Source organism: Halanaerobium saccharolyticum, from assembly GCF_003259895.1.
GTDB classification, from domain to species: domain Bacteria; phylum Bacillota; class Halanaerobiia; order Halanaerobiales; family Halanaerobiaceae; genus Halanaerobium; species Halanaerobium saccharolyticum_A.
This window is the reverse complement of sequence record NZ_QLME01000001.1, coordinates 21,551-45,210: the sequence shown is the minus strand read 5'-3', so window position 1 is coordinate 45,210 and position 23,660 is coordinate 21,551. Positions and strand designations below refer to the sequence as shown.

Below are 23,660 nucleotides of genomic sequence, written 5' to 3'. Positions count from 1 at the left end.
AATGGATCCTAAATTAAAACAGAGATTAGAGATTTTAGTTGAAGGTGATCAACTGGAAACAGAACTAAAGAAAAAGATAGAAAGTTTATTGAAAAAGTTTGAATCAGATTTTAATTTAGAATTAAAAAATGAGAATGCAGCAATGCTGGTAACCCATTTACCGATGGCTCTGATGAGGATAAAAAAAGGTGAAGAAGTAGAAGATTTAAATGAGATGGTTTTAGCAGAGTTAAAAAAAGAAAAATTTTATTCTGACTGTATGGATTTTATAGAGCAAATTGAAGCTGAAACCGAAATTGAAATTCCAGCTGGAGAAAAAAATTATTTAGTTTTACATTTTGGTAATTTAATAAAAAAAGAGGGGGGGAATAAATAATGAAGATAGTTGTAGGCGGTCAGGTTGACAAACAAAAAATTGCTAAAAAAATTAAAGAAATTGCCGGTGATCAAGTAGAGGTAGAGATCATGGATGATATTAAAGCGGCGAATACAATTAAGCAGGGAAAAGCTGATTATTATTTTGGTGCCTGTCATACCGGTGGTGGAGGAGCATTAGGAATGGCCATGGCAATCTTGAGCAGCACTAAATGCGCTACGATTTCAATGCCTGCTAAGCCACCTAAAGAGGAAAAAATAGTTGAAGAACTTGAAGCAGGAAAAGTTGCTTTTGGTTTTACTTCAGATCATTTAGAAAAAGCTGTGACTCTTTTATTAAAGAACATTTTAAACTAAAGTAAAGTCTAACAAAAAACGGGAGTGAGAATAATGCAATTAATACTAATGGCTTTAATTGGTGGAATGGCTGCTATACTTGCAAATAAGGGGATTGCTGTATTTAATGATAGTTTGCGTCCGGTAATACCAGAATATGTAGAAAATAGAATGAGCCGTAAAGAACTTGCTGCTACTTCTTTTGCTATGAGTTTTGGTCTGGTTGTTGGTTTTGGAATTCCATTTAGTTTATCGGCAAATATTATTTTAATACATAGTATTTTATTGGGTACAGATATTATTGGTACCTGGGCCCCAGATAATAACAAAGGTGCAGCTGGCGCTGGAGTAGTTGGTGCTCTATATGGTGTTGGTTTAACTTATGGTCTGGAAGCAATTGTAAATTTATTTGAAGTTTTACCTGTTAACTTTTTAGAAGATCTGGGAGCTGTAGGTAGTCCAATAGTTGTAGCCTTTGCTGCTTTCCCTGCCCTGGCTGTTGCTTATCAGTTTGGAATCAAAAAAGGTGGATTTACTTTAATCCTTACTGGAATAGTGAGACAAATTGCAGTTGTTGTTAGCCCCTTAATGATTAATGGTCTTGAAATAAGTATTAATCCCGAAGGAATGGCACTAATTGCTGGTATGACAACCTTATTAATCTTCGCCGCTGGAGAAAAGGGAGAAGAAAGTAATGTTGGTGATTTAGTTTCAATTTTTAGTAAAAGGGTGGAAAGAATTAAAAGCAACTTACCCTATTTAGCTGTGATGGGTGGATTAGTTTCGGCTGCTACTGCTTATCTAATTCTGGCAGGAGATCCTATTTCCTTAAACTTAGTAAGTGAGGGTGCAATAAATGAAGCTGCACTTGCTGCTTTAGCCAGAGCAGTTGGTTTTGTTCCTTTAATTGCTACTACAGCAATAGCTACAGGAGTATATGGGCCTGTAGGAATGACATTTATTTTTGCAGCGGCTCTATTTATTCAGAACCCATTGATTGCTGCAATTGTAGGTGCTGTAATTATTTCCATAGAGATTTTATTACTGGGTAAAGTTGCAACTCTGCTTGATAAGTTTCCTGGAATTAAAAAAGCCGGTGATAATATTAGGACTTCGATGTCTAAAGTTTTAGAAGTAGCCCTCTTAGTTGGAGGTATGAATGCTGCCAATGCAATCATACCAGGATTTGGGTTTTTCTTTGTGGCCGGACTCTATATTTTAAACGAAATTGGAGATCAGCCAATAGTAAGAATGGCAGTTGGACCTACAGCAGCTATAATGGTTGGTATTATTGCTAATATTTTCGCTTTATTTTCTTTAGTCTAAATACAATTGAAATTGAGCCCGGGAATTCTAAAATTTTCGGGCTCAAATTAAGGAGTAAATATGAATAATTTAAACCTGGATTTAAAGAAAAAATTTAATAATGCTCTTGCCAGCAGTTCTAAAGCAGTGGTTTATCACAACAGCGGCCTGAAAAAGAGGCTGTCAGAATTGGCCGAATCCAGGCAAGAACATTATCTGCTGGGTATTAAAAACACCTCTCAAATTTCAAAAAAATTAGTGGATAAATTAACTGAGGATCAGACTTTTCTTTTACATACAATTGATAAGATGGCCAGAGGTGGGAGAGCAGTCGATCCTGAGCTAATCAATCCTTTAACTTTGAGAGTGATGACTGGTTCCAGCAGTGGAGGCTGTCTAAATATTCTCCGGGGAATAAACGATCTTGCGGTGGGAACAGATGGTGGAGGTTCAGTTTTAGCTCCTGCAGCCTCGGTTTCTCTGTCTTCCCTGATGGCTAAAGGTATGGGACTTCAGGCAACTAACAAGAGAATTTCAACTGATAATTTAGAATTCAGGCCTGGAATCGGCTTTATTTCTCACGATTTTAAACTCTGCACTCTGGCTTTAAAAAAGATTCTTGCCCCAGAGCAGTGGGCTTTGAGTAAAGATGTTGAGTTAAACAAAGATCTGACTATTGCTCTGCCTGAGGTGAAAAGTGTTTTATTACCTCAGGGAGAAGATATGGCTGCTGTAACTGCAGAAATAGAAGCTGAGTTGAGTGATTTTAATCTAAATAGAATTAATCTTAAGGGCAGTGAAGATCGAAAACAGGCAATTCAGATTATAGAAAAGGCGTTTGAGCAGGGAAATGAGATTATAATAACTGCAGAAGGACCTGTTGATTATTATGGTTATGGTGATTCTGTTGCCGGCAGTTTTAAAATTGCTGAGGCTGCCCAGAAAAAGAGCGGTAAATATCTAATGCGGGCAGCCAATCTGGTCAATGCAACTGCTGTTACTATCCCCACTGACAGGCTCGGTCTTGCTATAGTTTTACTGGCCAGACCAGGTATAAAAAATGGATTTAAAGTGATTAAATTGGCTGAGCGTTTACAAAAATGCTATAAGCGGCCGGAACTTTTTGCAAGATATTTTCTCAAAAATTATGCTGAAAAAGAAAATGATTTTTTAGGAGCTGATAATTTTGATCAATACTTTGAATAAACAAATAAAAGCAGAAGCGATGGGAATTACAATGTATCACGAACATTTAACTATAGATCTTACAGAGCAGAAAAATGATCCCGATGCCCGGCTGGAAGGTGAGGCTCTGCTGCAGGATCTTAAAGAAATAAAAAAGGCCGGAGTTAAAACGATTGTCGAACTGACTAATATCGGGATGGGAAGAGATACAGCAAGACTCCGCTATCTGGCTGATCAGCTGGGAATGAATATTATTGCCAGCACAGGCTTTTACAAAGAACCCTATCTGCCAGATTTTTTCTACCAAAAGACTAAACAGGAACTGGTCGAATTAATGGTCAGCGAAATTAAGGAAGGGATTGAGGGGACAGATATTAAAGCCGGTGTGATTGGAGAAGTTGGCACCAGTCAGGAAATAACTGCAGCTGAGAAAAAATTACTGCAGGCTGCCGCCCTCGCCCAGAAGGAGACAGGAGTTCCGATTATTACCCACCTGACACTTGGCAGCTGTGGTCTGGAGCAGCTTGAAATTTTAGAAAAAGCCGGTGCAGATTTATCCCGGGTGGCCCTCAGTCATCTTGATCTGGCAGCTGATATTGATTATGTGCTGGAGCTTGCCGCCAGAGGAGTATTTATCGGCATTGATACCATTGGTAAGTTAAAATACCAGAGTGATCAATTCAGAATTAGACTGATTAAGGCCCTGCTTAAAGCAGGGTTTAAAGATCAAGTTTTAATTTCGACAGATATTACCCGGATGTCACATTTAAAAGCAAATGACGGCCACAGTTATCAGTATCTTTTTGAAAAATTTATTCCTAAATTAAAAGCAGCAGCTGTAAGCGAAGAAGAGATTGAAGGCATCCTGATTCATAATCCGGCAAAATTATTTTCATAAAAGCTATTATTTTATAAATGGAGGTTTTAAAAATGCAGACTTATCCTCTTAAATCACTTAGCCTGGAACAAGCCATAAAATTGCAGCAGAAACTTGTAGATGCAATTCAGCGCCAATTTAAGGGAGCAGAGCTTTTGCAGGCAGGTGACTATGGACTTGACCCCGAATTTAAAAAGCCCCGCTATACAGCCAGAGTCGAGAAGGTTCTGGCAGACTTTTTTGGGGCGGAAAAGGCTCTTTTAGTTAGAGGAGCAGGCACTGGTGCAATTAGAGCTTTTTTCAATGCCAATCTTGAGGTGGGGTCTAAAGTTTTAATTCACGAGGCAGCAGTTTATCCAACAACTGAAGTAACATTTAAAAGCATGGATTTAGAAACTAAAAAATTTGATTTCAATCGCTTAAAGGAAATGGAAGCTCAGAAATTGCTGCCGGCAGAAGATTTTGCAGCTATTTTAGTTCAGCACAGCCGTCAGAAAATAGATGACAGCTATGATTTTGGCAGAGTTATAAAAATATTGAAGGCCAAATATCCCGAAACACCAATAATCACAGATGACAACTATGCAGCAATGAAAGTTGAGCAAATTGGGGTTGAAAGAGGTGCTGATTTGAGTACTTTTTCGCTTTTTAAACTGCAGGGACCACCTGGAATCGGACTGCTTGTGGGTAAGAAAAAATATTTAGATAAAGTTGAAGCAATTAATTATTCGGGCGGCAGTCAGGTGCAGGGTCCAGAGGCGATGGATGCTCTCCGGTCCATGGTAAATACACCTGTCAGTCTGGCAATTCAGGCTCAGACTGTAGAAGAGGTTAATCAGCGCCTCAATCAGGGAGAAGTTGAAGCGGTTAAAAATTCATTTATTGCCAATGCTCAGTCTAAAGTTGTGATTATAGAATTTGAGCAGGCAATAGCCCGTGATTTTCTGGCAGCAGTTAATGAGCAGGGAGGGGTGCCCTATCCTGTTGGTTCAGAATCACGCTATGAGATTGGAGCCATGTTTTACAGGATTTCGGGAACTTTTAGACAGGAAAATCCGGAAGCAGAAAAATATCTGGTGCGGATTAATCCGATGCGGGCCGGTGCTGATACAGTTATTAGAATCATTAAAGAAACTATATCCGCTTTAAAAGGGCAGGGATAATCATGTTTTTAAAAAAAATGCAGCAGAGAAATCCAGAATTAATTGAGACAGCTTTTTATTTACACAGAAAAAATATTTTAGAACCAAATACATATATTTTAGACCTGGACCAGATTCAGGCTAATACGGCTATGATGGCAGAAGCGGCAGCAGAGAATAATTTGAGTCTCTACTTTATGAGCAAACAGCTGGGGAGAAATCCACTGGCAGCTCAGGCGGTAGTGGAAGCGGGAATTAAAAAGGCGGTTGCTGTGGATCCCTGGGAGGCCAGAACTCTGGCGCAGGCAGGGATTGAACTGGGAAATGTCGGTCATCTAGTTCAGGTTCCGACTTCTATGCTCTCAGAAATGATAGCTTATCAGCCGGAAATTATGACTGTCTACAGCCTTCAAAAAGCAGAACAAATTTCGAAGTTGGCCCTGGAGCAGAATAGGGTGCAGCCGATAATGCTCAGAATCTACAGTCAGGATTCATTTAATTATGAAGGTCAGATTGGAGGTTTTGATTTAAAAAATATAGATCAGGTAATCCCTGAATTGATGAAGCTTAAGGGAGTTGAAATTAAAGGGCTGACAGCTTTTCCCTGCCTTTTATTTAACTATCAGACTAAAAAAATTGAAACTACTCCCAATTTAGAGCTGGTGATAAAGACAGGGGAAATTTTAAATGAAAAATTTGGGCTGGAAATTGAACAGTTAAATACCCCAAGTGTCAGCTGTCAGAAGACGATTCCAAGGCTGGCTGCTGCTGGAGCAACTCACGGGGAGCCGGGACATGCCCTGACAGGAACTACCCCTTATCACGGTTATTATGATCAGGGAGAAAAACCGGCAATGATCTATATTTCTGAAATATCTCATTTAAAAGATGACAAGGCATATACTTTTGGCGGCGGCTTTTACAGCCGTTCCCACTTAAAAAATGGACTGGTAGCTGCTGATGACTATCAAAATAATAGTCGAGTTTATTCAGCCTCACAGCCAGATTCTGAGATGATTGATTATTATGCTTCGCTGGAAAATAGAGATCGAAAATTGAAGATTGGAGACACAGTACTCTATGCTTTTAGAACTCAGATTTTTGTTACCAGAGCCAGAGTGGCTGTGATTAGCGGTATACAAAACGGTAAATTAAAACTGCATGGAATTTATAATAGTCAGGGACAACTGCTAGACGAAAAAGGAGGGAGCAGGCTTTGAAGAGAGTAATTTTATTAATTTTAGATGGACTTGGAATTGGAGCAATGGATGACCTCAAAGAACAGCAGCGGCTGCAGGATCAGGCCGCAGATACACTGGGAAATGTTTTAAAAAGTAATAAAGATTTAAAATTGAATAACCTTAATCAGCTGGGTCTGGAGGCGGCTTATAATTTAAGCAGACTTGATCCAAGTTTTCCCAAAAGTACATTGGAAATGGATCCGGAACAGCGAAATTTGACGGAAAATGGAAGTGAAAAACAAAAACTTAAAGCTGCTTATACTTATGCTGCTTTAAGTTATGATGGAGCAGATACATTTATGGGACATCAGGAAATTATGGGTTCCAGTCCGACCCATCCTAAAATACAGCCTTTTAAAGTTGTGCATCAAAAGGTTAAGACTGCTCTGGAAAATGAAGGGCACAAAGTTAGTGTGCCTGACCAGGAAAATCCCTATCTGCTTGTTGATCGGCGGGTTGTGGTTGCGGATAATATTGAGGCTGATTACGGGCAGATTTACAATGTCAGCGGTTCATTAGAAGAGATAGATTTTGAAGAAATACTTGCAATCGGAAAAATTGTAAGAGCAAGTGTTAAAGTCAGTCGGGTAATCGCGCTGGGCGGTAAGAATACAAGCACTGAGAGGATTGTTAACAGTATTGAGAATGCTAATTCTGAGATTACAGGTGTTAATTCTACAGCTTCCGGGGTTTATGGAGAGGGTTATCAGGTAATCCATCTTGGTTATGGAATTGATCATCAAAAACAGATCACTTCAATTCTGGCCGGCCAGGGGATAGATGTCCGCTTGATTGGTAAAGTGCAGGATGTAATCTACTGTCCAGAAGCCAGAAAATCACTGCCTGCTGTTGCAACCGAAGAAGTGCTGGAACTGATGCAGCAGGAAATGGAGGAGGCTGATTCCGGTCTGATTGCCGTTAATGTCCAGGAAACTGATCTGGCAGGTCATCAGCAGGATCCGGCAGAATTTGCCAGAGTCTTAAAAATGGTGGATCAGCAGATACCGGAGATTATAGATAATTTACGAGAAGACGACCTTTTTATTATTACAGCTGATCATGGTGATGATCCAACTGTAGGCCACAGCCATCATACCAGAGAAAACGTCCCCCTTTTAGTTTACAAAAAAGATTTACCAGCAAAAGTACTGCCGCCCCGCGAAAGTCTGGCTGATATAGCAGCAGCAATTGCGGATTATTTTGAAGTCAGGGCACCTGAAAGTGGGGAGAGCTTTCTGTAAAAGATAGATATATATTTTGCTCTTTCAGTAAAAATTATGCTGTCCTGCTCTGATAATTGGAAAAAACTGCTTAAAATGATATACTTAAGTAAAGTAAAATTTTTAAGAGGAGGAGTTTTAATTATGGGAGCAGATCAAATTCAGGCACCTTTTCGGGCTGATCATGTTGGAAGTTTACTGAGGCCGAAGAGGCTGTTGAAAGCTAAAAGTAATTTTAAGCAAGGGAAAATAGGAGCAGCTGAACTGCATCAGATTGAAAGAGAAGAAGTAGAAAAAGCGGTAAATAAACAGCTGGAAGCCGGACTTAAACTTGTTACAGATGGTGAGTTTAGACGTGATTGGTGGCACCTTGACTTTCTGGAAGAGTTGAATGGTTTTGAAGGGTATGTACCGGAAAAAGGTTATCAGTTTGCTGACCTGGAAACAGAAGCCTATGATGTCCGTAATACTGGTAAAATTAGTTTTAATTCTGATCATTCTTTTCTTAAGTATTTTAAAGAATTTAATAAAATTGTTGACGGAAGGGCAGCAGCTAAACAGACAATCCCGAGTCCCAATCAGCTGTTTCATTTTGGAATTAGGAATTCAGAAATTTATCCAGATATTAAAGACTATGCACAGGATATAATTGAGACCTATCAGGATGCACTTAAAGCTTTTTACGAGGCTGGAGTTCGCTATCTGCAGTTTGATGATGTTTATATTGCCAGTCTTTCTTCTCCCGATATTTCTTATCAAGACGCGCCATTCTCACGAGAATATCTAATTGAACTGGCATTAGAAGTGGTCAATGGTGTACTTGAAGTGAAGCCGCCTGATCTATCGCTAACTACTCATCTCTGTCGGGGGAATTATAAGTCAAGCTGGGCTTTTTCTGGCAGTTATGATTTAATTGCCCCTACTTTATTTGCCAGGGAAAAGGTAGATGGTTTTTTTCTGGAATACGATGATCAGCGTTCAGGTGGTTTTGAACCCTTAAAGTACATTCCTGAAGGAAAGACAAAGGTAGTGCTGGGTCTAATTACTTCCAAGGATGGTCAGCTGGAGGATAAAGAAAAAGTAAAAGCCAGGATCAGGCAGGCAGCAGAATATATACCTCTTAGTCAGCTCTGCCTCAGTCCTCAGTGTGGTTTTGCTTCTACCCATCATGGTAATCAGCTGAGTCAGGAAGATCAGTGGCAGAAGTTAAAATTAATTGTTGAAATTGCAGAAGAGATCTGGGGCTGAAAATTTGAAAACAGCTGTGAGTGTTAAAACCCACCTTAAGCACTATTTTTTAACAGGTGCTTTTAAGGTGGGGTTATTTTATTTGTTAATTTTTTACTAGGCCTGGTGAAGTCATTTTTTCTGTTTTTAAGATTTCTACCAGCTTTTGTGGACTTAAAAGATTTTTTTCTAAAACCAATTCCTTTAGAGTCCTGTCCCGTTCCATAGCCTCTTCAGCCAGTTTGCTGGCCTGATCATAACCAATATAGGGAACTAAACTTGTAACTACAGCCAGACTGCTTTCCAGTAAATTTTTGCATCTATCCGGATTGGCCTCAATTCCCTGAATACATTTATTAATAAATTTATCTATTCCCTTTCGCATCATTTCGAGCATATTTAAAATTTTATGAGCGATAAGTGGGGAAAAGGCGTTCAGTTCCAGCTGACCGTCTCTGGCTGCCATGGTTACTGCCTGGTCACTGCAGATTATTTCAATTGACAGCTGATTAATCAGCTCACAGATTACCGGATTAACCTTTCCCGGCATAATAGAAGAACCTGCCTGAACTGCCGGCAGCTTTATTTCTCCAATTCCACCTGCTGGTCCTGAAGCCAGCAGCCTCAGATCACTGGCAATTTTATTCAGATTAACAGCTGTAGCTTTTAATAAGCCGGAGACTTCAACAAATAGATCCATGTTCTGGGTTATATCTATCATATTTTCAGAATGAGAGAGGCTTAAACCACTAATCTGCCGTATATGTTTGGCTATCTTAAAAATATAGCTGCGGGAAGTATTGAGCCCGGTTCCAACTGCAGTTCCTCCCAGATTTATTTTTTTAAGGCGGTCTGTAATTTTATACAGGCGCCAGCGGTCTCTATTGACAGCTTCTGCATAGGCAGAAAATTCCTGCCCCAGAGTAATGGGAACTGCATCCTGAAGCTGGGTTCTGCCCAGCTTAATTATGGCAGCGAATTCTTTTTCTTTTTCCTGCAGTGCCTGCTGCAGACTGGCCGCAGATTCAGTAAGCGGCTGCAGCAGTTTTAAAACTGCAATTCTGAGAGCAGTTGGGTAGACATCATTTGTTGACTGGCCCTGATTAACATCATCATTGGGATGGATAATTTGATAAGAACCTTTTTTATGGCCCAGAATCTCCAGAGCCCGGTTGGCAATTACCTCATTGACCATCATATTGGTTGAGGTTCCGGCTCCTCCCTGCAGTGCCTCCAGTTTGAATTCCTGACTTAACTTACCTGCTGTGATCTCTGCTGCAGCTTTAACAATGGCATCGCTTTTTTCTGGCTCAAGCAGTCCAAGTTCCTGGTTGGTTAATGCTGCTGCCTGTTTAACCATTACAATAGCCTTAATTAACTCTGGATGAACACTTTCCCGGCTGATAGAAAAATTTTCCCGGGCCCGGGCAGTATTGATACCTGTATAGGCTGCAGCAGAAATTTCTTTTTTGCCGATACTGTCTTCCTCAGTCCTGATATTTCTGGCTGAGTTATTAGTTTCGTCTTTAAGCATTATTTCCTCCTTATTTAGAAAGGGTTTAAACTAAAGCTGTCTCATCTTTCATTTCCAGCCAGAGATGATAGGCGGCAGGAAAGGGTTTTAAAGCTCTGTCAAGAATACCGTGCAGCTGGGCAATTGCCATTCCATAATTAATTACCGGGATTCCTGCCTGATCTGCCTCTTGCAGGCGGGAAATCACTTCTTTTCGATTCAGCATACAGCCACCACAGTGAAGTATAAGATCATAATCAGTTAAATTGTCTGGATAATCTCTACCGGAAACATGGTCAAACTCTAAGTCAGCGCCGACCTTTGATCTCAGCCAGCGGGGCAGTTTAACAGTTCCGATATCATCAGCCTGACGGCGGTGGGTACAGGCTTCAGCAATCAAAATTTTATCACCTGCCTGCAGTTTTTCTAACCTTCTGGCTCCCCGGAGGAAGATCTCCAGATCACCTTTGTAGCGGGCAAATAGAACTGAAAAGCCTGTCAGCAGAATATCTTCAGGTACATCTGCATCTACTTTCATAAAAGCCTGAGAATCTGTGATTACCAGTTTAGGAGCTTCTTTTAATTTATCCAGAGTTAGCTTTAATTCTCTTTCTTTACAGACCATAGTTATTCCATCATGATCAAGTACATCGCGAATAGTCTGAACTTGAGGTAGAATTAGTCTCCCTTTGGGAGCTGCGAGATCAATAGGAGTTACCAGTACAATAGTATCACCCGGGTCAACCAGATCTCCTACAATAAATGCTTCTTCCGTGTCAGCAGGCATTTTATCTGCTATCTGATCACGTAAATTTTCAATTCCTGCTCCTGTGGCTGCACTGACTGGCACAGCCTGCAGCTGATATTCTTCTTTTATTTTGTTAATTAAAGTTTCTTTTTCAGTTTCTAAATCAATTTTATTCAGACAGAGAACTACTGGAGTCTCTGATTCGGAAAATTTATTCAGCAGATCGGACTCATAATCACCAATTTTTTGCTCAGGATCAATTACAAGAACTGCCAGATCAGTTTTCCTGATAACTTCCAGAGTTTTCTTTACTCTCAGCTCGCCCAGCTCACCAGTATCATCGATACCTGCTGTGTCGATTATGATTACGGGACCAAGGGGCAGGAGTTCCATTGCTTTATAAACGGGATCAGTTGTTGTTCCGGGAATACTGGAAACAAGAGCCAGGTCCTGATTAGTTAGACTGTTAATCAAACTTGATTTACCTGCGTTTCTGCGTCCAAAAACTCCAATGTGCGGTCGATTACCTTTCGGTGTTTCCTGCATAATCTTTCACCTCTCTAATAAATGTTAGTAAAAAAATTTATAAAAACATGACAAAGAGCATATTGATAGTCTAAATTTGTTAAGCAAGTTGTGATAGCTAAATAATCTATCTTTTTACTTAAAATCAGCTTAAATAAAAAAACTATCCTCTATATTGAATAGGGATAGGGCTGCTTTATGAAATATAGCTGATAAAAAATCAGATTTTATAAAGACCCTTCCCCTGTTTCAGGCAGCTGCCCTGGACTCAGGAAGAATACTATTACCAGACTTAAAGTTCTGCTGGATTATTTTCTGGGATTAATTATATCATTAATCAGCATAATGTACAACTATTCACATTATCTAACGAAGGGATTAAACAATGGCAGTATAATTTATTATTAATATAAATTATTTTTATATTTACTGGGAGTTGTTCCGGTGTATTTTTTAAAAATAGTAGAAAAATATTTATAATCATTAAAGCCTACAGCTTCAGCAATTTGATAAAATTTAATCTCCCTATTTTCTTTAATTAATTTTTTGGCATACTCAAATTTATCGTAACCGCTGAGTACAATTATTTTAGTCTTCTGGTTATTTTTTCGGATTTCTTCTGCCATTTCAAGACCATTCATTTCGGGCATTCTGATATCTGTGATTATAATATCCGGCTGAAGTTTATTAATCTTATACTGGAACTCTTGTTTTAAGGCCAATGCTTTTAGAATTTCAGGATGATCCTGGCTGTGACTATCTGGATCGACAGTTTATGCTCGGTGATTCTTTAATGGTTGCTCCGGTATTTAATGAAGATGGCAAAGTTAAATACTATTTGCCAGAAGGTTGCTGGACTATTTTTTTAAGTGGAGAAGTAATTTAAGTTGAAAATGCAGCTCAAGATTATTCAATTGTGCTGAATAATATCTGGGATTATAAAAAAGTTGACAATGGTAAAGTGGAGGAAATTGAAAATGGCATTAAAATCATTCCGGATCAGGAAGCTAAAAAAATAGTGGTTTTGTTATAGGTAAGACTGTTTGGTGTCTAGAAAAAAATTTTGTTAATTTAATCGTAAATTTAATATTTGATAAAAACTGCAGCAGAATATTTTTGCTGTAGTTTTTGTTTGTGTAAATAATTATTATTGATAAAAGAATATAATAAAGCCTAATTAATGAGCTAATTTTCATACTTTTGCATAAATAATATAAATTTTGCGCAAATTAAATATATAATTTGCTTGATTTGCGTAAAAGTTTGTGTTAGAATTTTCATATAGTGAGTTAAAAACAAGTTATCAAAATTATTTTAAACATATATTTGTTGTAATAACAGGGATGATTATCATTAAATGTTATTTGAATATTAATAAAATTATTTAAGCAAAAATATTTTTTTGCATAAATTTTAATTGGAGGATTGAATTATGCCAACTACATTAAGTGATATTGCAGAAAAAACTGGATTTTCTGTTTCAACAGTTTCAAGAGTTATTAACGAAAAGGGTAATATTTCTGCTCAAACCCGGTCTGTTGTTTTAGATACTGCTTCTGAAATGGGTTATGAGTTTAGAAAATATAATAAAGATTTAAACCAGAAGTCTCAATATATTGCTACGATTTTTAATAATCGTCTGGATAAACAGGGTGGTATTTTAGGTAATCCTTTTTATGCTCAGATAGCTCTGGGGTTAGAAAATTTTACTAAAAGTCACAATTATGAACTGTTAATTAAATCAATAACTGGAGAAAGTAAAAAAGATAAAAAAATAATAGATGAAATGATTTCCAGTCAGGACATTGCTGGAATGGTATTTATAGGTTATCTGATTGATGAAAAGCTAATTATGGAAATTAAAGAAGCTGGAATGCCTGTTGTTGTTATTGATAATCATTTCTGGCAGGAAAATATTGATTGTATTTTGAATGATAATATTGCTGGTGCAAAAAAGATGATGAACCATTTGCTTGAGCTGGGACATCAAGATATAGCCTTTATTTCAGGACCGTTAGACAATACTTCTTTTGAAGAAAGATATACTGGTTATATTAACAGCTTGAGAAATCATGCTTTAGAAGTAAAAGATTCGTTTATAAAGATTGGGGACTCAACTTATGGAACAGAAAGTGCTTATAAAGTTGTATCAAAAATGTTAAAAGAAGAAAAGGATTTGCCTACAGCCTTTTTTGCTGTGAATGATTCAAGAGCTCTTGGTGTAATTAAAGCAATTCAGGATGCTGGTTTTTCCGTTCCTGAGGATTTTTCTGTTTGCGGTTTTGATGATATTGAAACTGGAAGACATATTACTCCATCTTTAACAACTGTTAGAATATTTAAACAGGAAATGGGACTTACTGCAATGGAAAGATTATATAAACTAATTAAAAACCCGGCTGCAAAAACTAGAAAGATAGTTATACCTGTTGAACTCATCACAAGGGAATCAACAGATACTATATAAAAATTATAACATTATAAGCTTATAAGCCATTAAATTTTATCGGAGGTGATATATCAGTTTTGAAATATCAGTTGATTTTGGCTTTTTAATGTTTTAAAAACCAGGGAGGTATTAATGTGATTAATAAAAAAAATAGTCTGATTATTTTTATAGTTTTAATTGTTGGAATTTTGTTTACAAGTTCAGTAATGGCTCAGGAAACTGTTGAATTAGAGATGTGGCATGCCTGGACAGGTCAGGATGCTTTTGCAAGTGAAGTTTTACTGCCTAAAATCGAAGAGTTTCAGGAAAACAATCCAAATATAAAACTTAAGATTCAGGTTATTCCAAATGATAGTTATAGAACTAAACTGAGAACTCAAGCAGCCGGGGGTCAAATTCCTGATATTATGCAGACATATCCAGGATCTGAAGTGCAGCCTCTAGTTGAAGCAGGATTATTAATGGATTTAGAAGGAATAATTGACTACTGGACTGATGATTTAATTCCAAGAGATAGTCTTTCTGCATATACTTTTAATGATAAAGTTTATGCAATTCCCGCTAAAGTAAATTATACTCACTTTGCCTTCTATAATAAAGATATGCTAGCAGAAGCGGGCTATACAGAATGGCCTGAAACATACGAAGAATTCAAAGTGATGGGAGACGCTCTTAAGGAAAATGATATTGTTCCAATTTCTTTAGGTAATAAAGCTAAATGGGTACTGCAGTCAATTTATATTTCAACTATCGGAGATAGATTGACAGGAATTGATTATTTAGAAGATGTTTTAGCAGGAGAACGCAAATTTACTGACCCTGCTTTTATTAAAGCACTTGATGTTATAAAAGAGCTTGCTGACGAAGGATACTTCAATAAAGATGCTAATAGTTTAAATGATATGGAAATGAGACAGGCATTTTATCAGAAAAGAGCTGCAATGTTCTTTGGTGGAGCCTGGGATATTGGTGGAGTAATAGAAACTGCTAAAGAAGAAGATATGAATGTTGGAATTGCAACATTCCCTCAAATTGAAGGAGAAGTAGCTCCTAAAGCTTTATCTGGAGTTACAGGAAGTGCTTTTTCAATTAGATCCGGCCTTTCTGAAGCACAAAAAGAAGCTGCAATTAAGTTTCTGAAGTTTTTCTACTCCGAAGAAACATATGTAGATCTTTTAAGAACAGGATCATTTGTGCCAGCAAAAGTTGATCTACCTGCTGATATTTCACCTCAGTTCCAGGATGTTATTAATTTAGTCAATGAACATCAAATTGGACCAGTTTATGATGCTGTCTTACCTATTAATTTAATTCAAACAATTAATAATGGTCTGCAGTCATTAACTACAGGAGAAATGACATCAGAAGAGTTAGCTCAACAGATGCAGGATAACTTATAGAATAAATAATTAAGGGGGAGGAAAAACCTCCCCCTTTTATTCAGGAGGTTTAGAAAGTGGAACATATTTATAAGCATAAGAAAAAACTAATATATCTTGGTATTTTGCCAGCTTTTTTACTCTATCTAGGTTTTGTAATTATTCCAATCTTTATTTCTGCTCGCTATTCTTTAGTTGAGTGGAATGGTTTTTCTCCCCCTTCATTTGTAGGTTTAGAAAATTATGCTGAAATGTTTGGAAATAATATTTTCTGGCGTTCTTTAAAAAATAATATGGTAGTTGTTTTGGCTTCAGTACTGGGACAGGTACCAATAGGTTTTTTATTAGCTTTGCTTGTGAATCAGAAAATAAAAGGAAGACATTTTTTTAGAACAATTATCTTTATGCCAGTAGTAATTTCGGCCGTAATTATTTCTTTAGTCTGGAGTATGGTATATAATTATAATTTTGGACTTTTAAATAATATTTTAAGTTTTGTAGGACTGGAATCATGGATCCAGAACTGGTTAAGCGATCCAGATATAGCAATGTTTTCTGTAGCTGCTGTTATAATCTGGCAGTTTGTTGGTCTTTATTTTATTATATTTCTGGCGGCCTTACAGACAGTACCGGATGAAATTTTAGAGGCTGCAAAAATTGATGGAGCTCAGGGTTGGAAAAGAACATTATATATAACAATTCCTTTAGTTAAAGATTCGATTTTAGCTGCAGTAGTCTTATGTATTAGCGGCAGCCTTAAAACTTTTGCTTTGATTTATGTAATGACAAATGGTGGTCCCTCACATGCCACAGAAGTGATGGCGATACATATGTATGACAATACCTTTAATGGAATGAAATTTGGTTATGGAAGTGCGGTTTCAATATTTATTGTGATATTTGGTATTGTTTTAGTTACTATAGTCAGAAATCTTTTTGCTAAATTTGGAGACTAAATTAAAAGGAGGTAGTCATGAGTAATAAAATTAAAAAACTAGATAAATTGAAAAAATATGCTACATATGCAATTTTGATATTTTTTGCTTTAATAAATATATATCCGATTTTCTGGATGGTTATGAACTCGTTTAAAACCGAAAATCAGATTTCTATCAATTCATTTTCACTGCCAAAGTCATTGATGCTGAGTAATTACACTAGAGCCTGGAATGCGGTATCTCTGGGCAGGAGTTTTATGAATAGTTTTATTGTAGCTGGTATTGCTGTTTTGATTACTGTATCTATTGGTTCTCTAGCAGCATACTTTATTTCTCGTTTTGAATTTCCTGGTAAAAAATTAATTTATAGTTTTTTTATTTTTGGCCTTTTAGTTCCAATCCATGGTACTTTAGTCCCTATTTTTATTTTGATGCGAAATATTGGGCTTGTTAATACCAGAGCATCACTAATTTTACCTTATGTTGCTTTTAACCTGCCCTTAACTATTTTTATTTTGAGCAGTTTTATGAAAAGTTTACCGAAAGCAGTAGAAGAAGCTGCAATTGTTGATGGAGCAGGTTATCTTAGAATTTTCTGGTCGATTATTTTACCAATGACCAGACCGGCTCTGGCAACAGTGGGAATTTTGAATTTTGTTTATAACTGGAATGAATTTTCTTTTGCTTTAGTTTTAATTAATGACAATAAATTAATGACTTTACCTTTAAGTCTTTCTTTGTTCTCAGGTCAATTTAGTACTGATTATGGAATGCAGATGGCTGGATTATCTATGGCCTTAGTTCCGATTATTGCAATTTATTTATTGATGGAAGATCAGTTGGTAAAAGGTATGAGTGCAGGAGCGGTAAAAGGTTAAGTACAGGGAGGAAGGACTTTGGAAAATAATATAGATATAGACAAAAAAATAGATGAGCTGATAGCCGAATTAACATTAGAAGAAAAAATTAAACTATGCAGTGGTGCAAGTATGTGGACTACAGAAGAAATAAAAAGGCTGAACATACCAGCTATTGTGATGTCAGATGGTCCTCATGGTCTGCGCTATGTGGTCGAGATAAATGAATTTGGAGCTACTTCCAATAAAAAAACTACCTGTTTCCCAACTGCTTCTGCTCTTGCTTCCAGCTGGAATAAAGAACTTTTATATCAGGTGGGAGAGACTCTGGCAGAGGAGGCAAAGAGTTTAGGTGTCAACATTATTCTGGGGCCAGGAGTAAATATCAAAAGATCTCCTTTAGGTGGGAGAAATTTTGAATATTTTTCTGAAGATCCAATTTTAACAGCAGATCTGGCTTCCTGCTTTGTTAAGGGGGTCCAGGATCAAGGAGTTGGTACTTCATTAAAACACTATGTCTGCAATAATCAGGAATATAAAAGATTTTCGGTTAATGTAGAAGTAGCAGAAAGAGCTTTAAGAGAAATATATCTGCTGGCATTCGAACGGGTGGTTAAAGAGGCAGAACCCTGGACTGTTATGGCTGCTTATAATCGGGTTAATGGAACTCCAGCTACTCAGAATGATTATCTTTTAAATCAGATTTTAAGAGCTGAATGGGGATACCAGGGCTTAGTTATTTCTGACTGGGGGGCGATCCATGATCGGGCAGCAGCATTAAAATCTGGTCTTGATCTGGAAATGCCTGGACCTTCCAGAGTCAATAAAGAAAAAATTCAGATGCAGCTGGATAAAAAGGAACTGAAAGAAGAGATTTTAAATCAATCTGTAAAACGAGTTTTGAAGACAGTATTTAAATCGTCACCAGAAAGAATAACTGTTGACTATGATCAACATGACAAAATAGCACAAACTGCAGCTGAAGAGTCTGTGGTATTGTTGAAAAATGAGAATAAGTTACTGCCGCTGGATTTTAATAATATGAGTTCAATTACCGTAATTGGCGAGATGGCTGTTAATCCTCGTTATCAGGGAAATGGAAGTTCAAAGGTTACTCCATATATTTTAGCTGATGGTTTATCAGAAATCAAAAATTCAATTCCGCCTGCTGTAGAATTAAACTATGCCTCCGGCTATAATAACGATCAGAATTTAGAAAGTCAAATTGATGAGGCTATAAAGAAAGCTGTTAAATCGGATTATGTTATTATTTTTGCTGGAATTCCTGAAAAATTTGAATCAGAAGGTTTTGATCGTAAGAATATTAATTTACCAGAAAGACAGAATAAGTTAATTAAAGCTGTTGCAGAAGTTAATAAAAATCTTATAGTAGTGCTAAATAACGGTTCAGCTGTAAATATATCTGACTGGATTGACAAAGTTCCTGCTGTTTTAGAAGGATGGCTGCCCGGACAGGCAGGGGCAAAAGCGATAGTTAATGTAATTAAGGGGAAGGTTAATCCTTCCGGGAAGCTTGCTGAGACTTTTCCACTTTCTTTAGCGCATAATCCTTCTTATCTTAATTTCCCTGGAGTAAATGAGGAAGTTAATTATGCAGAAGGTATTTATGTAGGTTATAGATATTACGAAAAGAAAAAAATTGAGCCTCAATTCCCCTTTGGACACGGTCTTTCTTACACTGAGTTTGAATATACAAATTTAATTTTAGATAAGGAGGTCTGGGCAGAGGATGAGGTGGAAGTTGAATTTGACTTAAAAAATGTTGGTAAACTGGCTGGAAAAGAAGTTATTCAGCTCTATGTTTCACAAAATAATCCTTATTATGACCGTCCGGAAAAAGAGCTTAAAAAATTTAAAAAGGTGAGTTTAAAACCAGGAGAAAGTGAAACCATTAAATTTAAACTTTCTTATCGAGATTTTGCTTATTTCAACCCAGAATTAAAAGACTGGGTTGTAGAAGAAGATGAATACAAAATTATTATAGCAAGCTCTGTGCAGGATATCAGGTTAAGTGCGGCAATCAAAATAAAGTCAAAAGAGATAGCACATATTTTAAGTACTGATGATCCAGTTCTGGACTGGCTTGCTGAGCCGTTAGGTAAAAAAGTATTAGCTGAGATTTTATCAGCAGAACAAATGGATTATCTGGAAAACGAAGAAAACACATATATTACAGAAAGACCACTATATAGACTGGATTTTTTAAGTGATGAACTGGTTAGTCAACAGGAAATCGAAAAAATAGTATTAAATTATAATATGCTTAGAGGTGATTATTATTCTAATAAATAAAAAATGGAAGTTAAAATATTTTAGGCCGGGAGAGAAGAATGATCTAGAAATTGCTTCTCCAAAAACTCTAGATAGATTCTGGATGTCAGCAGATGTACCAGGAGATGTACATAGTACACTGATAGAACACAAAGTTATTGATGATCCTTTTTACGGACACAATGACCAAAAATGCCAGTGGATAGAAGATCAGGACTGGTGGTATAGAACCACTTTTGAATACAAAGATGAACTGGCGGCAGATGAGCGATTAGATTTAATTTTTGCAGGTTTAGATACTTTTGCTGATGTCTATTTAAACGGTCTCAAGATTGGGAGTACTAATAATATGTTTATCTCTCATACTTTCGATGTGACTAAAGAAATTGTTGATGGTAAAAACACTCTGGCAGTTAAGTTTGAGCCAGTTAGTGAACATACAATTCATAATCTTGAAATGTGGGGCAATTATGGTAAAGAACGTCCCTGGGCTCGAAAAGCTCAGATGAATTTCGGCTGGGACTGGGGTCCGCGTTTAGTAACAGCAGGAATCTGGAAAGAAGTTAAACTTATAAAAGCTAAAAAAGCAGTTATTAATAGTGTTTATGCAAAAACTTTATCGATTACAGATAATACTGCAGAAATAGAGATTGATCTTGAGATTGATAATTTTACTAAAAGTGAAGATTTAAAGATTAAGGCCAGCTTTACTGGTGATGAAAAAGTTTATGAGTTGGAAAAGACACTGATGAAGGATAAGGCTAATTTTAAATTAAAGGTTGAGAATCCTAAATTGTGGTGGACTAATGATCTGGGAGAGCCGTTTTTATATGAACTTAAAGTAGAATTATTTTCTGAAAATAAAAAACTGGATTCCTATCAAAAGGAGTTTGGAATCAGAACAGTAGAGGTAGAACAGAAAAATAAAAAAGGAGAAGATGTCTTTACCTTTGTGCTGAATGGAGTTAAATTATTTGCTAAAGGTGCTAACTGGATTCCTGTCCACAACTTTTTTGCCTCAGTAGAAGATTCTCGTTATCAGTCATTAGTTAGCCTTGCCCGGGAAGCTAATATGAATATGTTGAGAGTCTGGGGAGGAGGAATTTACGAGAAAGACGTTTTTTATGAAGAGTGTAATAAAAATGGTATTTTAGTCTGGCAGGATTTTATGTTTGCCTGTGCTGTTTATCCTGACTATAATAAGAACTTTATGGAAAATGTTAAAAATGAGATTGAATCAGTTGTTAAGAGGTTAAGAAATGAAACCTGTCTTGCTATCTGGTGTGGAAATAATGAAAATCACTGGATCCATGAAAAAAAATATTCAATGGGAGAAGTAGATTACAGATTTTATGGTGAAAAAATTTATGACGAATTGATGCCAGAAATGTTATCTGAATTGGATCCCGACCGTCTTTACTGGCCCAGTTCTCCTTATGGTGGTAATGATCACAATGATCCTGATGTCGGTGATCAGCATAACTGGCAGGTCTGGCATGGATTAATAGAACCACGCAAATTTGGAGAAGAGGTCAAAGAAGATTTTAGTGTTGAAGGGGTATCCTTTAAAAACTTTAAGAAAGATAGAGCAAACTTTGTTAGCGAATTTGGGATGCATGCTTCTGCAAATAAATATACTTTAAGTGATAATATACCTGAAGGGAAATATTACTGGGGTAGTGATGAAATGGACTATCGAAATAAAGATGTTCATCATGAAAAAGGTATTTTATTAATGGAGGGTTATACCGGCAGGCCTGAGAATATTGATCAATATTTAAATTATTCGATGCTGACTCAGGCAGTGGGACTGCAGTGTGGTATTGAACACTATAGAAGGAGAAGACCAAAAACTAGTGGAACTCTCTTCTGGCAGTTAAATGATTCCTGGCCCGGTACAAGCTGGTCAGTGATTGATTATTATTTATTACCGAAAGCAGCTTACTACTATGCTAAGAAATTTTATCATCCATTCCTTTTATCAATAAATCATGATCGGGAATCAAATATTGAATTCTGGCTGACAAATGACTTTAGAGAAATGATAGAAGCTCAAATTAGTTTTGAAATTCTAGATTTTGAAGGTAGTCAGATCTATGAAGAAGAATTTATGATTAAAATTGATGGAACAGATTCAAAATTAATAAAAAGTTATCAGGAAAAAGAAGTACTACATGGCAAATTAGCTTCAGAAGCTGTGATCAGGCTTCGTTCTGCTGACAATCTGACTCCAGACAAACTATATTATTTAAGAGATAATAAGAATTTGGAATTTCCAGAATGCAGCCTGAAAATTGAAGTTGATAAGTTAAATAATTCTTTGAAGGTTAGTTCAGACAAACATGCCCGTCTGGTAAAGTTAGAAATTCCTCAGGCAGGAATAGTTTTCTCTGATAATTATTTTGACCTGATAGCAGGAGAAGAAAAAGAAATTAAAGTAAAGCATTTAAAAGGAGAAAAAATTAAAATTGATGATTTAACTGTAAGCTCAATGAATAGTAAAATCTTTAGTTGTAAATAAAAAATATTGATCAAAAAATAAATAACTATTCAAATTCAATAATAAAATAGATAGAATTAAATCTAAAATATCAAAGATTGTCTTGAATTGCCCCTTAAAAGTAGAAAATATAGATAACAATAATTCCCAGTATCTTTTATCAGGTGCTGGGAATTTTTTATTGTAACAATGCACACACCTTGTTTAGAGTTAAGATTTTTATCCTGCAATAATAGGGAATTTTAGTTTGTAACTTTCGGGAATACTACTTTGCAATTCCCGGTAAATTTAGCCTACAATAAGCAAAAATATGTTAACTAATCATAAATTGTTTGATAATTAATGACTAATAAGTTATAATTAATATAGAATAAAGTAAATTGAAATTAATAAATCTGATATTTATTTTGACGATTGGCGGTGGCTGTTATTTTTGATATATATTTAACAATATTAATTATCTGGGAGGTTTAAAATATAATGGGAAATAAATATGGAATTAGAAATAAGGATGATTCTTTTAAAGAATTAATTAAAGATAGAAATGATCTAAAAGATACAGTTGAGGGACTTGATCCTGTTTATGAATTAAGGAAAAAGATATTGTTATTAAGGTTAGATAAAGGTTTATCACAGGAGGAATTGGCTGCTAGAGCGGGAATGAAACAGTCAGTTATATCCAGAATAGAAAATGGTGAGAGCGAGCCAAGAATTAAGACAGTTAATAGAATAGCAAAGGCTTTGAATAGGAAGGTAAAAATAGATTTAGTTTAATTTATAATCTCACTGCAGCAGGAGAGATTATTCTTTATTTATTTTGAAAAAAATGGAAATTAGCTTGACATGAATCAAAGTCAATTATAATATTAATACTGGAATAATCAATACTTTTAGAAATAAATTAACAGAAGGAGAATTTTGCTATGGAAATTTCAGCACAGGGAAGATATGCTCTCAGAGCCCTGGTCGATCTGGCAGTAAATGCTAATAAATCTGCCCTTCCTTTAAGAGAAATCTCTGAGAGACAGAATATCTCAGAAAGATATTTAGAGCAGATATTTGCCAGATTAAAAAAGGCGAATCTAATAAAAAGTGTGCGCGGAGCCCACGGTGGCTATTTACTGACCCGGTCTCCAGAAGAAATAACGGTTAAGGATATCATGCAGGTAATAGAGGGGCGGCTGGCCCCGGAAGCCGAACCAGAAAAACATTCGGAAGAAGAACTTTACCAGCAGATGGCCCAGGAACTCTGGACTAAGATGGAATCAAATCTTTACCAGCTGCTGGAATCTATTACTCTGGCTGACTTAAAAGAAAGAACTTTAGAACTTAAAAAAGAAAATAATGAAGGTTATATGTACTATATTTAAAATAATACCGCTTTAATTAAAGAAGAAGCTGAACAGGCTTCTCTTTTTTATGCTCATTTATGTTCACGCACCGGGTAGGTGAACATAAATGAACATTTCTTTGAACAATTTGTAAAATATCTTACATTTTTATTGACATAGGTCCAAATATCCTGTATTATTATTTTTAAGTTAATACCGA

Annotated in this window: 20 protein-coding genes and 1 pseudogene; 18 read left to right on the top strand and 3 right to left on the bottom strand. The window is 36.4% G+C overall.

What is annotated here, in order from left to right; translation table 11 throughout:
- Position 1: 1 nt before the first annotated feature.
- The 9 genes from C7958_RS00205 (at position 2) to C7958_RS00165 (ending at position 8,929) form a co-directional block, all read left to right on the top strand.
- Positions 2 to 376 (top strand): PRD domain-containing protein, encoded by a 375-nt coding sequence (locus tag C7958_RS00205; protein WP_111570651.1) that lies wholly within the window; start codon positions 2 to 4, stop codon positions 374 to 376.
- A complete protein-coding gene (locus C7958_RS00200; RefSeq protein ID WP_111570650.1) occupies positions 373 to 732 on the top strand; it encodes a DUF2620 family protein in 360 nt (119 codons plus the stop codon). The genes C7958_RS00205 and C7958_RS00200 overlap by 4 nt, the downstream gene beginning before the upstream one ends.
- A gap of 33 nt (positions 733 to 765) precedes the next feature.
- Positions 766 to 2,037 carry a YhfT family protein gene (locus C7958_RS00195; RefSeq protein ID WP_111570649.1) on the top strand — a complete coding sequence of 424 codons (1,272 nt, stop codon included), beginning with the start codon at positions 766 to 768 and terminating at the stop codon, positions 2,035 to 2,037.
- Between the two features lie 60 nt (positions 2,038 to 2,097).
- Positions 2,098 to 3,222: an amidase family protein gene (locus C7958_RS00190; protein WP_111570648.1), complete on the top strand. Its 1,125-nt coding sequence runs from the start codon at positions 2,098 to 2,100 to the stop codon at positions 3,220 to 3,222.
- Entirely contained in the window at positions 3,203 to 4,099 is an 897-nt protein-coding gene (locus C7958_RS00185; RefSeq protein ID WP_208320726.1) for a phosphotriesterase family protein, read from the top strand. The genes C7958_RS00190 and C7958_RS00185 overlap by 20 nt, the downstream gene beginning before the upstream one ends.
- Positions 4,100 to 4,131: 32 nt before the next feature.
- Positions 4,132 to 5,241 carry an aminotransferase class V-fold PLP-dependent enzyme gene (locus C7958_RS00180; RefSeq protein WP_111570647.1) on the top strand — a complete coding sequence of 370 codons (1,110 nt, stop codon included), beginning with the start codon at positions 4,132 to 4,134 and terminating at the stop codon, positions 5,239 to 5,241.
- A 2-nt stretch (positions 5,242 to 5,243) separates the two neighbouring features.
- Positions 5,244 to 6,440 (top strand): alanine racemase, encoded by a 1,197-nt coding sequence (locus tag C7958_RS00175; RefSeq protein WP_111570646.1) that lies wholly within the window; start codon positions 5,244 to 5,246, stop codon positions 6,438 to 6,440.
- Positions 6,437 to 7,702 (top strand): phosphopentomutase, encoded by a 1,266-nt coding sequence (locus tag C7958_RS00170; RefSeq protein WP_208320725.1) that lies wholly within the window; start codon positions 6,437 to 6,439, stop codon positions 7,700 to 7,702. The genes C7958_RS00175 and C7958_RS00170 overlap by 4 nt, the downstream gene beginning before the upstream one ends.
- Positions 7,703 to 7,825: 123 nt before the next feature.
- Complete coding sequence (locus C7958_RS00165) at positions 7,826 to 8,929, top strand: 5-methyltetrahydropteroyltriglutamate--homocysteine S-methyltransferase (protein WP_111570645.1); 1,104 nt, start codon at positions 7,826 to 7,828, stop codon at positions 8,927 to 8,929.
- A gap of 85 nt (positions 8,930 to 9,014) precedes the next feature.
- Here the strand turns inward: C7958_RS00165 and C7958_RS00160 are convergent, their stop codons facing one another.
- The 3 genes from C7958_RS00160 to C7958_RS00150 all read right to left on the bottom strand — a co-directional run bounded on the left by C7958_RS00160 (position 9,015) and on the right by C7958_RS00150 (position 12,344).
- Entirely contained in the window at positions 9,015 to 10,442 is a 1,428-nt protein-coding gene (locus C7958_RS00160; RefSeq protein ID WP_111570644.1) for an aspartate ammonia-lyase, read from the bottom strand.
- A 25-nt stretch (positions 10,443 to 10,467) separates the two neighbouring features.
- Complete coding sequence (gene hydF, locus C7958_RS00155; protein ID WP_111570643.1) at positions 10,468 to 11,715, bottom strand: [FeFe] hydrogenase H-cluster maturation GTPase HydF; 1,248 nt, start codon at positions 11,713 to 11,715, stop codon at positions 10,468 to 10,470.
- A gap of 383 nt (positions 11,716 to 12,098) precedes the next feature.
- Positions 12,099 to 12,344 (bottom strand): response regulator transcription factor, encoded by a 246-nt coding sequence (locus C7958_RS00150; protein ID WP_347877273.1) that lies wholly within the window; start codon positions 12,342 to 12,344, stop codon positions 12,099 to 12,101.
- A 50-nt stretch (positions 12,345 to 12,394) separates the two neighbouring features.
- On the opposite strand from C7958_RS00150, the pseudogene C7958_RS00145 reads away from it, so the two are divergent.
- From C7958_RS00145 to C7958_RS00105, 9 genes and pseudogenes are all read left to right on the top strand, one after another.
- Positions 12,395 to 12,577: pseudogene (locus tag C7958_RS00145) on the top strand (hypothetical protein); the annotation flags it as partial.
- 549 nt (positions 12,578 to 13,126) lie between these two features.
- Positions 13,127 to 14,161 carry a LacI family DNA-binding transcriptional regulator gene (locus tag C7958_RS00140; protein ID WP_111570640.1) on the top strand — a complete coding sequence of 345 codons (1,035 nt, stop codon included), beginning with the start codon at positions 13,127 to 13,129 and terminating at the stop codon, positions 14,159 to 14,161.
- Between the two features lie 116 nt (positions 14,162 to 14,277).
- Positions 14,278 to 15,543: an extracellular solute-binding protein gene (locus C7958_RS00135; protein WP_111570639.1), complete on the top strand. Its 1,266-nt coding sequence runs from the start codon at positions 14,278 to 14,280 to the stop codon at positions 15,541 to 15,543.
- A 56-nt stretch (positions 15,544 to 15,599) separates the two neighbouring features.
- Positions 15,600 to 16,478 (top strand): carbohydrate ABC transporter permease, encoded by an 879-nt coding sequence (locus C7958_RS00130; protein ID WP_111570638.1) that lies wholly within the window; start codon positions 15,600 to 15,602, stop codon positions 16,476 to 16,478.
- 17 nt (positions 16,479 to 16,495) lie between these two features.
- Positions 16,496 to 17,338 carry a carbohydrate ABC transporter permease gene (locus C7958_RS00125; RefSeq protein ID WP_111570637.1) on the top strand — a complete coding sequence of 281 codons (843 nt, stop codon included), beginning with the start codon at positions 16,496 to 16,498 and terminating at the stop codon, positions 17,336 to 17,338.
- Positions 17,339 to 17,356: 18 nt separating this feature from the next.
- The gene (locus C7958_RS00120) at positions 17,357 to 19,630 is read left to right on the top strand and encodes a glycoside hydrolase family 3 C-terminal domain-containing protein (RefSeq protein ID WP_243834262.1); all 2,274 of its coding nucleotides are present in this window, start codon (positions 17,357 to 17,359) and stop codon (positions 19,628 to 19,630) included.
- The gene (locus tag C7958_RS00115) at positions 19,617 to 22,130 is read left to right on the top strand and encodes a glycosyl hydrolase 2 galactose-binding domain-containing protein (RefSeq protein ID WP_111570917.1); all 2,514 of its coding nucleotides are present in this window, start codon (positions 19,617 to 19,619) and stop codon (positions 22,128 to 22,130) included. Before C7958_RS00120 ends, C7958_RS00115 begins: the two co-directional genes overlap by 14 nt.
- 459 nt (positions 22,131 to 22,589) lie before the next feature.
- A complete protein-coding gene (locus tag C7958_RS00110) occupies positions 22,590 to 22,883 on the top strand; it encodes a helix-turn-helix domain-containing protein (protein WP_111570636.1) in 294 nt (97 codons plus the stop codon).
- A gap of 149 nt (positions 22,884 to 23,032) precedes the next feature.
- Entirely contained in the window at positions 23,033 to 23,479 is a 447-nt protein-coding gene (locus C7958_RS00105) for an RrF2 family transcriptional regulator (RefSeq protein ID WP_111570635.1), read from the top strand.
- Positions 23,480 to 23,660 lie beyond the last annotated feature (181 nt).